This is a genomic window from Microbulbifer epialgicus (genome assembly GCF_041447265.1).
Taxonomy (GTDB): Bacteria; Pseudomonadota; Gammaproteobacteria; order Pseudomonadales; family Cellvibrionaceae; genus Microbulbifer; species Microbulbifer epialgicus.
In genome coordinates this window covers 1-16284 of sequence record NZ_JBGMEK010000084.1, presented here as the reverse complement: position 1 = coordinate 16284, position 16284 = coordinate 1, and the positions used below count along the sequence as shown (strand labels likewise).

Here is a 16284-nt window from a genome sequence, read left to right as displayed (position 1 = left end):
ATTTCGACCAGAAATTTGGATCAGAATAGCGAAAACTGGTCGAAATGGCTATGTCATATATCCACGTAATCCTAGTGCCACAAGGTCTGGAGACTTTTTTCAGGGTCGACTAATTAACTTCATAAGTTTTCCCCCAAAAAAGTAATGTCTTTTCACTTCGAACGACTGAGGTAACCCGGCAGGGTATAGAAATCGCGGCATTTGGCAAACATCTATATGAAACGTTTTTTTAATGCATTCATTTTTCAAGCGTTATAATAAATCATTCTGGATGCGTCTAGCGATCTTGCAGCGCAAACCGAACAGCTGAAACAGGACGTTAAAAACTTCATCAGCGGTGTTTCCGCGGCCTGATAGCTCTAACGAGGCCAATCCTGAGCAAGAAGATCGTCTTCGCGCTCCGTTTCGATTTTGGGTTTCCACAAATTTCAGAGATGAAATCTCAGGTAGCGGCACCCGAAAATCCGAGACTAATAAACACAACCCCACTACCTGCAGCAATCGCCAGCAGCTTAAGCATTGGCCTTTCAAAGCCGATCACGCCATAGGAAATTAGGCCAAGTCCTAGACCGATCTTCACCGCGGTGGCCAGCGCAACGAGCGGCGTGCTTGACAACTGGATCACTGCCGGATTGGCAATCATTGCCAAGGGAATGATGTACAGACCGATCCCAAGTGCCATGGCCGTCAGCGCGACTTTGAGCCAGTTTTCACCGATCATGCCCGCGGCAATGAAAACGGCCCCACAAACCGGCGGTGTGATGGTTGAAATCAGCGCAAACCAAAAGACGAACAGATGGGCCTGTAGAGGATCTAATCCTTGCTGGATCAGTGCAGGACCCGCGACGGAGACACAAATCACGTAGGCAGCGGTCGTCGGCACCTCCATGCCGAGAAACAGGCAGGCAATTGCGGTCAGCAGCAAGGATGGCCACAACATGCCCTCCGAGCCTGACAAGATCAACGAGGTAATCTTGACGCCGAGTCCGGTGATCGCGAGCACGCCGATGATGATAGAGGCGCAAACAATGATCGAGGCAATAATGGATACCTGACGGGCAGCATTCAGGGCGGCTTTTTCCAGGCGAGTCAGGATCTGCGTCAGATCGAAAGTACCACCAGCGTTAAAAAACAGCAGCATGAAGCCCGCAATTATGGCCATACAGGCCGCATATTGTGGTGTGTAGCGGGCAATGAACATACCGTAGAGCAGCACCAAAAACGGCACCATAAAAAACGTCGATGTTATCGCGACCCTCCGCAGGTTCGGACGTTCCTCAGCCGCTAGGCCGGCCAGATCAATCTTTCGTGCATAGGCGTTAATGCCGACCCAAACCGCGAAAAAGTAGAGTAGCGCTGGCAGGAGCGCTGCCATCATGATCTGCGTATAGGGAACACGCGTCAGTTCAACCATCACAAAGGCACCGGCTCCCATCAAGGGCGGCATGATCTGGCCGCCGGAAGACGCGACAGCCTCAACCGCCGCCGCCAGTCGCTTTGGATAGCCAAGGCGGGTCATGGCCGGCAGAGTGATTGTCCCGGTAGAGGCCACATTCGCCGACGCCGAGCCGGAAATCGAACCGAACAGGGCCGATGACAGCACAGAAACCTTTGCCGCCCCCCCCTTCAGCCGTCCGGCAGCGACAGCTGCAAGATTCATGAACCCCTGACCGGCTTCGCCTGCATTCAGGACCGCTCCGAATATGACGAAGATCGCCACCACATTGACCGAAACACCCGTCAGACTGCCCCAGATGCCACCCTCGGCAATTGTCAGGGTTCCGAGAAAGCTGGCGATCGGTGTTCCCGAGTGACCGAATTCGCCCGGAATGTACTGTCCCCAGAGACCATATAAAAGTGCGAGCGCAGCAACGATCGGCAATGGCCAACCGATTGCCCTACGTGCTGCCTCCAGAACCGTGACCAGCAACACAATCGCAATTAGGATCTGAAAGTCACCTTCGAGAAAGCCATACTGGTCGGACAGGGCCTTCTGATTGATCGCCACCCAGAGACAAGCCGCCACGCCAGCTGCACAGATGATCGCACCGCTGGTCTTCTTCATAAACCCGCCTTCGGCAAAAAGAAAGATCCACGGCAAGGCGAGCGCCAGGTGGATCGGCCGGCTGACGAGGTTCGGCACAAGGCCTGAAAAGATCAGTCCCAGGTGAAAGGCAACCAGGACAATCGCAAGTCCAAGCATTGCGAATCGCCCAAAAAGCATCTTGGCAGGTTCGTTACTGAGCATGGGAAATTTCTGAAAAACGCATACCGGCCGGAGCCGGGCTCGGGTTGGTTGGGGAGTGCGCAGCAGACAAACACCCGATGCGCCACACTGCATGCCGGCAGTTCTACCGGAAAGGGGATGTTACTGCTGAGCGGCAGTCAGCTCGACCCCCACTTCCTTGTAGTAGCGGATAGCTCCTGGATGAATCTTGTCGATGATGTTTACCATCAGGCCCTGGTCGACACCGTTCCACCAAGGTGCATTCTCACCCATCTTAGCCTTCTGTTCCCAGAACGTCTTTGTCAGAGTGTAAGCGGTGTCATCATCCATTGCTGTTGTCGTGTAGGCAACAACCGGCAGGGACGTGGTGGTGATGTCGTCCTGACCCTTGTACGTCCCGGAGGGGATGACCAGCTTCGTGCGCTTCGACTGCGCAATCTGCTCATCATCCAGCGAAATGACATTGACAGCCGTTGAAGCCGCTGCCTCGATAACATTCGGTGCAGGCCAGGCACCGGCGGTCACAAATCCGTCGATCTGTCCATTCTTGAGCGCAGCCACCGCGTTGGAAAGCTCGACTTCCGCCAGCTCAACCTTGCCTTCCAACCCGAACAGCTTGAGGTATTTTTCACCTTCGCGGGCACCGAACGAGCCTTTGCCGAGCAGGATCATCTTGCCTTCCATGCCCGGAAAATCGGTGACGCCGCTCTTTTCCGACATGACGAAATGCATGGTAAGAGACGGGATCGGGAACAAGGCACGAATCTCATTGAATTTCGGATCCCCCCTGCCCTCGAACATCGCCTTACCGCTCTGCGCGAGCTTCACTAGTGTCGGCGGCGTGGTAAAGACGTAATCAGCGCCCCGCGCACGGGCTTCCATGACATTTTGTACCGATCTTTGGCTCTCTTCGACGGTGACGATCATGCCCCCTTCGCTGCCTGCCTTGATCGCTTCAGCGATCTGTACGCCCATCTGGTAATAGGACGAACTCGACTTGGCTGACTTGTAGGTAATGCGCGTTTCGGCCTGGGATTCCAACGCTGCAAATGTTAACGACAGGCTCAAGGCCAGCTTAAAAAGGTTGGTTTTCATGATTTTCTTCCCAATTTATTCGAAAGGATATTGCTAGCGCGAGAACAAGGCAATTCCTTTCCCTACCTGAAAATTCAGTCGCGCGGGGAAATCTCCGCAAGGGTGAACTTGATCAATTCCGTTCCGTAGGATCTCAGGCTTGGTTCAAGACCCGTCTTCGGATTGCCTGAATACCTGCTCAGACAACACTGGGGTTCGCCGGAATCCGATTCCGCACCAAATCAGGTCCGGAAACCCCACTGGGCGAAACGGTCGGACAATTGGAAAGAGCTAGCGTCAATCAGCTTTTGCCGCGGAGCCGGAGGAGCTTCGCCACCATAGACAATGGCAGCAGGACCAAGATTTGCATAAAGGTCTCGCTCGATCCGAAGGAGGACTGGTGTCACCTGCCACGCCCGATCACCGACACCTGAGCAGGTCGGACCAAGCCTAGATTTGAGTACCTCAATCGATGCCGCTTCCACGTCATTCTCGCTTAGAACTTTGTTTAGATACAGGAGTGCCGGGCAGTTTTGACCTTCATCAAGCGGATAAGACGAAGTTAGCTCAGCCATGTTAATTCTTCACACCTACGATTAAAAACAATAGAACCCTCAAAAATGAGGTGCCTCTCTCTCACCATTTTATCGCTCAATAAACCGCACGCATCTTATAAAGGTAATATTTCCACTACTATTGCCTGTTAAAGCTGCCTTCTGCTTACTTCGTTTTCTATTTATGTTAGCTAACTCAAAATAGATAAACCCTTCGAAAATTAACGGCGGGTAACAGTACAATCTTTTTCGTGCTTAAGAAGAGAAATATTCCACGCAACCAAATATTCAGCACCGATAGCCAAACCATGGTGAAGATATCCCGCTTCTACAATGATCTCGGAGGATCAGTCTGAACTATACGAGCCCTTACAAGCGTTAGGCAGAATCTGTTGGTAGAGAAGCCAATGATACTCAGGCCTAAAAGTTTGAAGAAGGAAAATTGTTAACTAAAAAGGGGGATTTAAAGTCGTGTCTGAAGGTTCATATTGCTCGGCAGACCTTTCAACTGTAAAGCCATCTAGTTTCACAAGGTGATGCAGGATATCCAGCGGACCATACCAGCAAGACTCTTTACCACTATCAACAAAAAAGGAGAAACGAAAATGTAGAGATCACCAATTACCTACTACTGGGCCAGAAGGAAAGAATACACTGCACTCGAGACGCGCTGTGAATACATCCCTGTAAGCTCGTAATCAGCATCCATGCCTCATACGGTCCGAGCGCAGTGTATTCTTTCTTTCCCTCTTTTTAGTAATTCGGCTCATCAGCAAGCTGGTGGACTCATCGGCTGACTGCTACTAGCCAATTAAATACCAATGAACACACCCCTACCAGGGTAAGATAGTTTAATCATCGGGCTGCAGTGCGAACACTTTACGATTGAAATACCGAAAGGAAAAATCATCGCCGCCAGGGTAGGACCAATTGAGGCGCCATTCATGGCGGTCATAGCTATGCGCCTCTTTGGCTGAAATTTCGAGGCCAAGAAGAATGGCGGATACAATGATAGGCAAAATTAGAGGTATGACGCCCCCTCTTATATTTTGAGGGGGCGTATAGGAGATGAAGAAGGAGGAACTACTACTGAGCAATCATGCCCATATTACCGCTGCCAATCTGTACGACGATAGCGGTTTGACCAACACCGGTTTGGGTCGTTGTGTGCATATTGCCGCTGCCTAACTGAGTGGTCGAAGCAATACTAAGTGCAGCGCCCGTTTGGGTAATATCTGCCATATTCATGGAGCCAGCCTGATTAATATTGGCAAAGCTCAAAACAGTTCCATCTTCTTGAAGGATCTCCGCTTCATTCATTTCTCCTATCTGATTAATAATGGCAAAACTGGCAACAATAGGACCATCTTCTTGTATTATGTCGGCTTCATTCGTTGTACCTGCTTGATTTATTATTGCTGCACTGGCAATAGCGTCATCTTGCTCAATAAACGCATCATTCATTTCACCAGCCTGATTAATATTGGCAATACTCAAGACGGTTGCATCTTCATGCTCAATGTCGGCTTCATTCATTTCGCCTATCTGATTAATAATGGCAACACTTAAAACAGTTCCAACTTCTTGCTCAATACCAGCTTCATTTATAGAGCCTAATTGATTGACAAAGGCTCCGCTAGCCGTAACGCCCTCTTGGCTAACCTCAGCCATATTCATAGAGCCCGCTTGATTAACGGAAATGATACTTGCAACCACTCCCTCCACCTGGCCAACCAGAGCTTGGTTCATAGAGCCCGCTTGATTAACAAAGACGCTACTAGTAGTGGCCATCAGTTGATCAATCACAGCTACGTTTATAGAGCCTGCTTGATTAACAGAAGCGATACTTGCAACTAATCCCTCCCCTTGACCAACAAAAGCTTCGTTCATGGAACCCGCTTGATTGATGAAGGCACTACTAGCCGTAACGTCTCCTTGGCCAACAAATGCTTCGTTCATAGAGCCCGCTTGATTGACAAAAGCCCCACTAGCCGTAACCATCGCTTGGCCAACAAAAGCTAGGTTCATAGAGCCCGCTTGATTAACAAAGGCATCACTAGCCGTAACCTCTTCTTGGACAACCCCAGCTCCGTTCATAGAACCTACTTGATTAATGAAAGCGATACTTGCAACCACTCCCTTCTCTTGAGCAACACCAGCTTCGTTTAAAGAGCCCGCTTGATTGACAAAAACACCACTAGCCGTAACCTCTTCTTGGAAAACCTCAGCTCCGTTCAGGGAGCCCACTTGATTAATGAAAGCGATACTTCCAAGCACCCCTTCCTCTTGAACAACCTCAGCTTGGTTCATAGAACCCGCTTGATTGGCAAAGGCACTACTAGTAGTGACCTCAGCTTGAAAAACCCCTGCACCATTCGAAGAGCCTGCTTGGTTTATCAAAATACTACTCAGTGAAGTATTATCCGACTGGAGAGATTCCGAAGTATTTAATTCCCCAACTTGTAGGTGGGTCGCGACACTGTGACTAGTGCCTGTAATTTGAGCGGCATCTGAATCATGAGAAGTGCCAAACTGAGCCTGTATAATTAAATTATTGTGGGTAGAAGGATCTTGGATTGTGGCGGCCATATTATTAGAGCCGGCCTGAATTAATATTGCTTTATTATTGTCTGCAAATATATTGGCGCTAAATACTATCAACATAGCTGCAGCGATGGAGGTTAATATCTTCATAAGTAAATCCTTTACTTTATATTGATAATCCCTGACTTAACTCGCGTACCAGCTACTTACGGCAAACTTCTTATGTTTATACGCTAAAGACAACAGAGATATAACATTTAGGGTTTTATTGGTTAAAGCAGCTTCTAACTGTCGATTTAAGCATTACCGGAGACTGACAAATTGCCATGAGATAAAATCACTAAATTACTAGGAATAAAGTTTGAAAAATGTTATTGGCTGTTATTTATGATAAAAGATGTTCCTCACTGAATCGATGTAATTGTAGAGTTTGGCACTCTCCGACACCTTCATCTCTTCTTGGATTTAGCAACGGATTCCAATCACCCAGCCAGAATCGTCATAGCTGAAATAGAACTGTGCACTGCAATATAAATCTTCCTGTAGTCATACGCCATCAATCCGCTCATCTTATTTGGTAATCTTACTTTACCTATTCCGCTTAAGTACAAGCCCAAATTCAGACTTCAGTAGTCCATCTGGAGCCTTGTAAGCGCTCTCCCTATCACTATCCCCATACGAGCATTCTGAAGGGTGATAGGTAGATTCAGCCATATGACGACCCCTTCATTGTTTGAGGGGTCGTATAGGAGGTGGGAAGGGAAAACGGCTACTGGGTAATCATGCCCATATTACCGCTGCCAATCTGTACAACGATCGCGGTTTGACCAACACCGGTTTGGGTTGTTGTATGCATATTGTCGCTGCCTAACTGAGTGGTCGAAGCAATGCTAAGTGCAGCACCCTTTTGGGTGATATCTGCCGCATTCATAGAGCCAGCCTGATTAATATTGGCAAAGCTCAAGCTGGTTCCATCTTGCTGAACGATGTCAGCTTCATTCGTTTCACCTAACTGGTTAATAATGGCAACACTTAAGTCAGTTCCACTTTCTTGGTTGATGTTAGCATCGTTCATGGAACCCACCTGGCTGACCAAAGCACTACTTGCTGTGATCAAATTTTGGTTAACTTCGGCCCCATTCATAGAGCCTACTTGATTGATCAAAGCGCTACCAGCAAAAACCCCATTTTGATCAATGGCACCTACATTCATCGAACCTGATTGATTGATGAAGGCGCTACTGCCAGTAACCGATCCCCGTTGATTGAGGCCCGCCGCGTTCATTTGCCCTACTTGAGTGATCGAACCGATACTCGCAACAACCTCATCCTCTTGTTCAAAGTCGGCAGCGTTCATTAGCCCTGTTTGAAAGATGGAGCCGATACTTTCGACAACGTCATCCGTTTGTTCAATTTGGGCCCCATTCTCCATGCCAACCTGATTGATAAATGCGCTACTGCTAGTAACGACTTCTTGAGTGAGGTCGGCCAAGTTTGTCATGCCTACCTGGTTGATGAATGCACTACTAAAAGTAACCCTATTTTGGTCACTTTCCGCCACGTTCATTTCTCCTGCTTGGGCGATAGCACCAATACTTGTAACAACCTCATTGAATTGACTGAGAAAGGCCTCATTCATCGAGCCTAACTGATTGACAAAAGTGCCACTCAAAACAACATTAGCAAATTGTGTTACACTGGCAGAATTCGATTGCCCCAACTGATTTATGGAAAGAATACTTAGCGCCGTATTGCCCTGCTGACTTGATTCAGCGGTATTCATCTCACCAATCTGCAGATGTGTTGTCACACTCCTGTTAGTTCCGGTAGTTTGTGATGCATCGGAGTCATTAGAAGTGCCAATTTGGGCCTGCACGATCAAATTATTTTGAATGCTTGGATCTGATTGATCAGTAACGGCCATATTGTTTTCTCCAACCTGAAACAATATGGCATTATTATTGTCCGCAAAAGCATTTGCGCTAAATGCGACTAATAAAGCTGCGCTGATGGGAGTTAATGTCTTCATATTTAAACCTTTATTGTCTATTGACAAGCCCTGGCCGACCTCCACTACAGCTACCCATACAAAGCATCCTATAAACCTCTCTAATAACTTTATTTTCCTAAATTTGATCTCCCTGAAGCGCACATGAATTAGTACTGGCAGATATCAAAAAAGTAAGTGATAGAGACGTGTTTATGTTTATACATAAAGGGCCGCAACGGTATGGCAGTTAGAGCTTTATTGTAAAAATGACTACTCACTGAAGACTTAAGCTTTAATGCAAACTGATAAATTGCCATGAGAGGAAATTACTAAATTACTAGGAAAAAAGTTTGAAAGACCTCATTTTGTTGCTTTTTATGATAAAAGATGCTTGGCGTGAATCGGAGCACTTATAGAGTTTGCCCCTCACCATTTCTTGGGTTCAGATCCCCATAGTCACAGAACCCTCTCTCTGCTGGCCTCCACTAATCAATACACCATCCGTTCACCCTCCCGACACAGTGAACTTTCCTCACTTTTTCCGCTTCGACAAAACCTCAAAATAAAAATCACAATGCTCATACAACATACTGATCGATTCAGGCGTATAACGACCCCTCTCATATTTTGAGGGGTCGTATAGCCGTATAAGAGGTGACGAGGGAGAAACTGCTATTGTGTAATCATGCCCATATTACCGCTGCCAATCTGTACAACGATCGCGGTTTGACCAGTACCAGTTTGGGTTGTAGTGTGCATATTACTGCCACCTAACTGAGTGGTGGAAGCAAGGCTAAGAGTAGTACTCGTTTGGGTAATCTCTGCCATATTCATTGAGCCAGCCTGATTAATATTGGCAGCGCTCAAGGCGGTTCCATCTTGCTGAAGGATTTCAGCTTCATTCATTTCACCTATCTGATTAATGAAGGCAATACTTGCGACTACTGGGCCACCCTCTTGTTCAATGTCCGCATCGTTCATTGAACCTGCTTGATTTATTATTGCCGCGCTGGCAATGGCGTCATCTTGCTCAATAAATGCCTCATTCATTTCACCAGCCTGATTAATAAAAGCAGCACTTAATACAACACCACCATCATAATCAATATCAGCTTCATTCATTTCGCCTAGCTGATTAATAACGGCAACACTTAAGATTGGTTCATCTTCTTGTCCAATAAAAGCTTCGTTCATTGAGCCGGCTTGATTTATTATTGCCGCATTTGCAATAGCGCCATCTTGTTCAATGTCAGCTTCATTCATTTCACCTGCTTGATTAATTGCGGCGAAACTCAAGGCAGTTACATTTTCTTGCTCGATATCAGCAACGTTCATCGAACCAATCTGATTAACCAAAGCACTACTTGCGATCACATCGGATTGATCAACACCAGCCGAATTCATAAAGCCTGCCTGGTTGACAATGGCAATAGCTGCCGTGGTCCCATTCTGGCCAAGAACTGATAAATTCGTATCACCCAATTGATTGATCAAAGCGCTACTTGCTGTGCTCTCACTTTGACCAAGAGTTGCTGTATTCATGGAGCCCACTTGATTGACCAAAGCACTACTTCCTATGGTCTCAATTTGGCCAATGACGCCTATGTTCATAAAGCCAATTTGATTGCTTACGGCGTTACTTAATGTGGCCATACTCTGGTCAGTGAAAGCCATGTTCATACTGCCTGTTTGATTTATTAATATACTACTTGCCGTAGTTTCAGCCTGGTTCAGGAAGGTCAAATTCATAGAACCAGTTTGATAGACAGAAATTCTGCTAAGCGAAGTATTATTTAGCTGGTAAGATGTTATAGAATTTGATTCACCAAGTTGAACATGTGTTGTCACACTATTATAGGTACCCGTAATTTGTGAGGCATCTGAATCATTGGAAGTACCAGTTTGTGCCTGCACAATTAAGTTATCATGGACTGTCCCGTCTGATTGATCAGTAGTAGCCATATTACCGCCTCCAACCTGAAATAATATGGCCCTATTATTATCCGCAAAAGTATTTGCGCTAAGCACTGCTAACATAGCTGCAGCAATGGGGGTTAATGTTTTCATCATTAAATCCTTTATTTTCTCTTGACAAGCCCTGACTGACCTTCGCTACAACTTCTCATGCGAAGCTTTCTATATTTATACGCAAGAACCTATAGTATTCATCTAACAAAGCTAATAAATAAATTCGATTCGTAAAAGGCAACATCGGCATGCTATTTAGAGCTTTATTGGTTAAAGTGGCTTCTAAATGCAGGCTTAAGCTTTGCAGCAAACTGGTAAATTGCCATGAGAAGAAATAACTAATTTTCTAGGAAAAAAGTTTGAAAAATGTCATTTGCTGCCTTTAACGATAAGAAGTGCTTCTCTATGAAGAGATGAGCTTGCAGGGTTTGACGCCTTCACTGCTTCTCGAATTTGGATCGCCATAGCTGTCAAGCACTCTTTCTGCTGGTCTCCATTAATCAATAGGACATCATCCACTCTTCCCGCGTAGTGACAATTCCTTGCTTCTACTGGCTTGGCACAAGCACTGAATCGGATTCCAGTAGTGCAACCAGAGTTTTATAGGTGCTCCCACTATCAAGATCTACTTACGGACATGGAGAAGATAATAGGTAGATTGAATCCTATAACGACCCCTCTATTATTTTGAGGGGCCGTATAGCCGTATAAGAGATGAGGACGGAAAACTGCTACTGGGTAATCATGCCCATATTACCACTGCCAATCTGTACAACGATTGCGGTTTGACCTGTACCGGTTTGGGTTGTAGTGTGCATATTACTGCTGCCTAACTGAGTGGTGGAAGCAATGCTAAGAGCAGCACCCATTTGGGTAACCTCTGCCATATTCATCGAGCCAACCTGATTAATATTGGCAGCGCTCAAGGCGGTTCCATCTAGCTGAAGAATTTCAGCTTCATTCATTTCACCTATCTGATTAATGAAGGCTATACTTGCGACAACAGGGCCACCCTCTTGTTCAATGTCCGCATCGTTCATTGAACCTGCTTGATTTATTATTGCCACACTGGCAATGGCGTCATCTTGCTCAATAAAAGCATCATTCAATTCACCAGCCTGATTAATAAAGGCGGCACTTAAGACAACACCATCATCATATTCAATTTCAGCTTCATTCATTTCACCTATCTGGTTAACAATAGCAATACTTAAGACCGGTTCATCTTCCTGTTCAATGTCAGCGCCATTCATTGAACCCGCTTGATTTATTATTGACACACTGGCAATGGCGCCATCTTGATCAATGTCGGCTTCATTCATAGAACCAGCTTGATTTATTATTGCCGTACTTCCAGTAACGTCCTCTTGCTCAATATCTGCCTCGTTCATTTCGCCAGCCTGATTAATAAAGGCAGCACTTAAGACAACACCACCATCATAATCAATATCAGCTTCATTCAGTTCACCTATCTGATTTATAACAGCAATACTTAAGACCGGTGCACCTTCTTGTCCAATAAAAGCTTCGTTCATTGAGCCGGCTTGATTTATTATTGCCGCATTTGCAATAGCGCCATCTTGTTCAATGTCAGCTTCATTCATTTCACCTGCTTGATTAATTGCGGCGAAACTCAAGGCAGTTACATTTTCTTGCTCGATATCAGCAACGTTCATCGAACCAATCTGATTAACCAAAGCACTACTTGCTGTGACTAAAACTTGGGAAATTTCGCCGTCATTCATCTCGCCTGCTTGATTGACCAGCGCACCACTTCCTGTGACCATACTTTGGCTTACGCCGGCCGAGTTCATAGAGCCTGCTTGATTAATCAATGCAATAGTAGCTGTGGCATTACCTTGGCCAATGACGCCCATATTCGTAGACCCCGCTTGATTGAACAAGGCACTACTTCCTGTGGTCTCAATTTGGCCAATGACGCTTACATTCATAGAGCCCGCTTGATTGACCAAAGCACTACTTGCTGTAGTCTCAGTTTGGCCAATAACGCCCACATTCATAAAGCCAATTTGATTGCTTACGGCGTTACTTAATGTGGCCATATTCTGAGCAGTGGCAGCCATATTCATACTGCCTGTTTGATTTATCAATATACTACTTGTTGTAGTTTCAGACTGGCCGGGGCCGGCCATATTCATAGAACCAGTTTGATAGACAGAAATCCTACTAAGCGAAGTATTACTCTGCTGGCCAGATATTATAAAATTTGATTCACCAAGTTGAACATGTGTTGTCACACTATTATTGGTACCCGAAGTTTGAGAGGCATCTGAATCATTGGAAGTACCAATTTGCGCCTGCACAATTAAGTTATCGTGGACAGTCCCGTCTGATTGATCAGTAGTAGCCATATTGCCGCCTCCAACCTGAAATAATATGGCTCTATTATTATCTGCAAAAGTATTTGCGCTAAGGACTGCTAACATAGCTGCGGCGATGGGGGTTAATGTCTTCATCATTAAATCCTTTATTTTCACTTGACAAGCCCTGACTGACCTCCGCTACAACTTCTTCTGCGAAGCTTTCTATATTTATACGCAAGAACCTATAGTATTCATCTAACGAAGCTTATAAATGAATTCGATTCGCAAAAGGCAACATCGGCATGATATTTAGAGCTTTATTGGTTAAAGTGGCTTCTAAATGCAGACTTAAGCTTTGCAGCAAACTGATAAATTGCCATGAGAAGAAATAACTAATTTTCTAGGAAAAAATCTTAAAAATAGTAGTTGTTGTCTTTTACGATAAGAGGTATTTCTCACTGAATCGATGAACTTATAGAACTTGACACCTCCCACCTTCACCGATTCCCGAATTTACTAAAAAAAGGGAAGGAAAGAATACACTGCACTCGGGACCGTATGAGGCATGGATGCCGATTACGAGCTTGCAGGGATGTATTCACAGCGCGCCTCGAGTGCAGTGTACTCTTTCCTTCTGACCCAGTAGTAGATCGCCATAGCTCTCAAGCAATCTTTCTGCTGGTCTCCATTAATCAATAGGCTATCAATCCTTTCTTCCAGCGCAATGACAGTTCTTTGCTTCTACTGACTTCCCATAGGCACTGAATCGGACTCCAGTAGTGAAGCCTGTGCCTTATAGGAGCTCTCGCTATCAAAATTTTCATACAACATACTGAAAGAAAATAGATCGATTCAGACGTATAACGACCCCTCTATTATTTTAAGGGGTCGTATGATAAGGAGGGAAAGGACTGCTACTGGACAATAGTGCCCATATTACCGTTACCTATCTGTACGGCTATAGCGACTTCACCATCACCGGTTTGGGCTGTTGTATGCATATTGCCACTGCCTAACTGAGTGGTCGAAGCAAGGCTAAAAGAAGCACCTAATTGGCTGATAATTACACCATTCATAGAACCTGTTTGATCAACCAACGCGCTACTTACTGTGGACGCACTTTGGCTAATGCCGGCCGAGTTCATTGAGCCGGCTTGATTGACCAAAACAGCACTTTCTGTGAGCGAACCTTGGCTAATGGCAGCCATGTTCATAAAGCCAGTTTGATTAACCGATGCACTAGTTGCTGTGACCGCACCTTGACTAATAGCGGCCTGGTTCATAGATCCTATCTGATTAACCAAAGCACTACTTGCTGTGACCGAACCTTGGCTAACGGCGGCCATGTTCATAGAGCCTGTTTGATTGACCAAAGCACTACTTTCAGTGACCGAACCTTGGCCAACGCCAGCCGAGTTCATAGAGCCGGTTTGATTGACCAAAGCACTACTTCCTGTGACCACACTTTGGCTTACGCTGGCCGAGTTCATAGAGCCGGTTTGACTGATCAAAGCACTATCTGCTGTGGCCATATCTTGACCAGCACTAGCCGAGTTCATAGAGCCTATTTGACTGATAAAAATACTACTACGCGAAGTATCATTCTGTTGTATAGAGATCGAAGAATTCAAGTCCCCGACTTGTAAATGCGTCGCCACACTGTGACTAGTGCCTGTAGTTTGAGAGGCATCGGAATCATTAGAAGTACCAATTTTGGCCTGCACGATCAAATTGTGTTGAATAGTTGGATCTGATTGATCAACAACGGCCATATTGCCACCTCCAACCTGAAATAATATGGCCTTATTATTATCCGCAAAAGTATTTACGCTATTTGCTAATAATATGGCTGTGGCTATGGGGGTTAATGTCTTCATCACTAAATCCTTTATTTTCTATTGACCAGTCCTGGCTGACCTCCACTACAGCTTCCCATATCAAACATCCTAAAAGGGCCTCTAATAATTTTCTTTTCCTAAGCTTTATCTCTATGAAGCTCCTAAGAGTGGACTGCCAGATGCCAAAAAAAATAATTTATAGAAGTGCGCCTATGTTTAAACGAAAAACGTAACCGAGGAATGACACTTAGAGCTTTATTGTTAAATCAGCTTCTATCTGAAGACATAAGCTATACTGCAAACTGATAAATTGCCATGAGAGGAAATAACTAAAATAATAGGAATAAAGTTTGAAATGAGCATTTGTTGTTTTTTACGATAAGGGGTGCTATTCGCTGAATTGATGTAGTTGTGGAGATTGACGCCCTCCCACAGTTTCTCCGCCACTCAGGTTTGGACCGAAACAACAGCAAAGCAGCATCTCAATTTCCCCCACTTAACAATATGTCACTAATCTGTTCTCCCTGAGTAGCGACCCTTCTCGGTCTCTTCCCTTAGGTACAGGCCCTAACTCAGGCTCTAGCAGTGCGCTCAGTGTCCTGTAGGCGCTCCCGCGATCAAGATCCGCTTACGAGTACTCAGAGGGATAATAGGTAGATTCAATCTCATAACGATCCCTCGATCGTTTTGAGGGATCGTATAGATACTGGGAGGGGCGAGAAATTGCTACTGGGTAATTGTGCCCATGTTACCGTTGCCTATCTGTACGACGATAGCGGTTTGACCAACACCGGTTTGGGTTGTTGTATGCATATTACCGCTACCTAGCTGGGTGGTCGAAGCAAGGCTAAGAGCAGCGCTCGCTTGGATAATAGTCGCATTGTTCATAAAGCCTAGTTGATTGACAAAGGCACTACTTGCAGTGACCAGCACTTGTTCAATCTCAGCTTCGTTCATAGAGCCTGCTTGATTGACAAAGGCATTAACAATCGTAACATCTTCTTGTTCAATCTCAGCCCCGTTCATAGAGCCTGCTTGATTGATGCTACCGATACTTGCAACCACTCCTCCATCTTGATCAACTAAAGCTCCATTCATAGAACCTACTTGATTGATGATGCCGATACTTGCAACCACCCCCCCATCTTGTTGAAGGACAAAAGCGTCATTCATAAAGCCTACTTGATTGACTGAACCGAAACTTACAGCTACTTCCTCATCTTGAACAACTGCAGCTTCGTTCATAGAGCCTACCTGATTGACTAAAGCAATACTCGCAGCTACTTCATCCTCTTGGAAAACATCAGCTTCGTTCATAAAGCCTGCTTGATTTACTGAAATGAGACTTGCAACCACTCCATCCCGCTGAAAAATATCAGATTCGTTCATAGAGCCTACTTGATTGGCTAAACCAATACTCGCAACCACTCCATCCTCCTGGAAAACATCAGCTTCGTTCATAGAGCCTACTTGATTGACTGAACTGATACTTGCAACCACTCCATTCTCCTGGAAAACATCAGCTCCATTCATAGAGCCTATTTGATTGACTGAGCCGATACTTGCAACCACTCCACCTGATTGAACAACCTCAGCTTCATAGAGAGTTATAACCAAATCTGGTGTTTGAAGGTTTGAAAAAAAGCGGCGCATCTGGTTGATTTGTTATCGCCAGACAATAAACCAACTAAGAGATACGCCACCATGGACAAGAATACCGTTGTCGAGTTTTCAGGTCGAGAGGAGACGACCGATCCGCTAACAG

At 45.6% G+C, this 16284-nt stretch carries 8 protein-coding genes; all 8 read right to left on the bottom strand.

What is annotated here, in order from left to right:
• Positions 1 to 442: 442 nt before the first annotated feature.
• The 8 genes from ACCI49_RS20640 to ACCI49_RS20605 all read right to left on the bottom strand — a co-directional run bounded on the left by ACCI49_RS20640 (position 443) and on the right by ACCI49_RS20605 (position 16172).
• On the bottom strand, positions 443 to 2248 hold the full coding sequence (locus ACCI49_RS20640; protein ID WP_371841123.1) for a TRAP transporter permease: 1806 nt from the start codon (positions 2246 to 2248) through the stop codon (positions 443 to 445).
• A gap of 120 nt (positions 2249 to 2368) precedes the next feature.
• On the bottom strand, positions 2369 to 3322 hold the full coding sequence (locus tag ACCI49_RS20635) for a TAXI family TRAP transporter solute-binding subunit (protein WP_371841122.1): 954 nt from the start codon (positions 3320 to 3322) through the stop codon (positions 2369 to 2371).
• A 1619-nt stretch (positions 3323 to 4941) separates the two neighbouring features.
• A complete protein-coding gene (locus ACCI49_RS20630) occupies positions 4942 to 6549 on the bottom strand; it encodes a hypothetical protein (RefSeq protein WP_371841120.1) in 1608 nt (535 codons plus the stop codon).
• 619 nt (positions 6550 to 7168) lie between these two features.
• Positions 7169 to 8428, bottom strand: a complete 1260-nt coding sequence (locus ACCI49_RS20625; protein ID WP_371841119.1) for a hypothetical protein — start codon at positions 8426 to 8428, stop codon at positions 7169 to 7171.
• A 633-nt stretch (positions 8429 to 9061) separates the two neighbouring features.
• A complete protein-coding gene (locus tag ACCI49_RS20620; protein ID WP_371841118.1) occupies positions 9062 to 10456 on the bottom strand; it encodes a hypothetical protein in 1395 nt (464 codons plus the stop codon).
• A gap of 632 nt (positions 10457 to 11088) precedes the next feature.
• Entirely contained in the window at positions 11089 to 12855 is a 1767-nt protein-coding gene (locus ACCI49_RS20615) for a hypothetical protein (RefSeq protein ID WP_371841116.1), read from the bottom strand.
• Positions 12856 to 13595: 740 nt separating this feature from the next.
• Positions 13596 to 14558 carry a hypothetical protein gene (locus ACCI49_RS20610; RefSeq protein WP_371841115.1) on the bottom strand — a complete coding sequence of 321 codons (963 nt, stop codon included), beginning with the start codon at positions 14556 to 14558 and terminating at the stop codon, positions 13596 to 13598.
• Positions 14559 to 15245: 687 nt separating this feature from the next.
• The gene (locus ACCI49_RS20605) at positions 15246 to 16172 is read right to left on the bottom strand and encodes a hypothetical protein (RefSeq protein WP_371841113.1); all 927 of its coding nucleotides are present in this window, start codon (positions 16170 to 16172) and stop codon (positions 15246 to 15248) included.
• Positions 16173 to 16284 lie beyond the last annotated feature (112 nt).

What these genes read in the sequence shown, in the direction of transcription:
- ACCI49_RS20630 (WP_371841120.1), bottom strand. Translation starts at nt 6,549, where the DNA reads ATGAAGATATTAACCTCCATCGCTGCAGCTATGTTGATAGTATTTAGC.
- ACCI49_RS20620 (WP_371841118.1), bottom strand. Translation starts at nt 10,456, where the DNA reads ATGAAAACATTAACCCCCATTGCTGCAGCTATGTTAGCAGTGCTTAGC.
- ACCI49_RS20605 (WP_371841113.1), bottom strand. Translation starts at nt 16,172, where the DNA reads ATGCGCCGCTTTTTTTCAAACCTTCAAACACCAGATTTGGTTATAACT.
- ACCI49_RS20625 (WP_371841119.1), bottom strand. Translation starts at nt 8,428, where the DNA reads ATGAAGACATTAACTCCCATCAGCGCAGCTTTATTAGTCGCATTTAGC.
- ACCI49_RS20610 (WP_371841115.1), bottom strand. Translation starts at nt 14,558, where the DNA reads ATGAAGACATTAACCCCCATAGCCACAGCCATATTATTAGCAAATAGC.
- ACCI49_RS20640 (WP_371841123.1), bottom strand. Translation starts at nt 2,248, where the DNA reads ATGCTCAGTAACGAACCTGCCAAGATGCTTTTTGGGCGATTCGCAATG.
- ACCI49_RS20635 (WP_371841122.1), bottom strand. Translation starts at nt 3,322, where the DNA reads ATGAAAACCAACCTTTTTAAGCTGGCCTTGAGCCTGTCGTTAACATTT.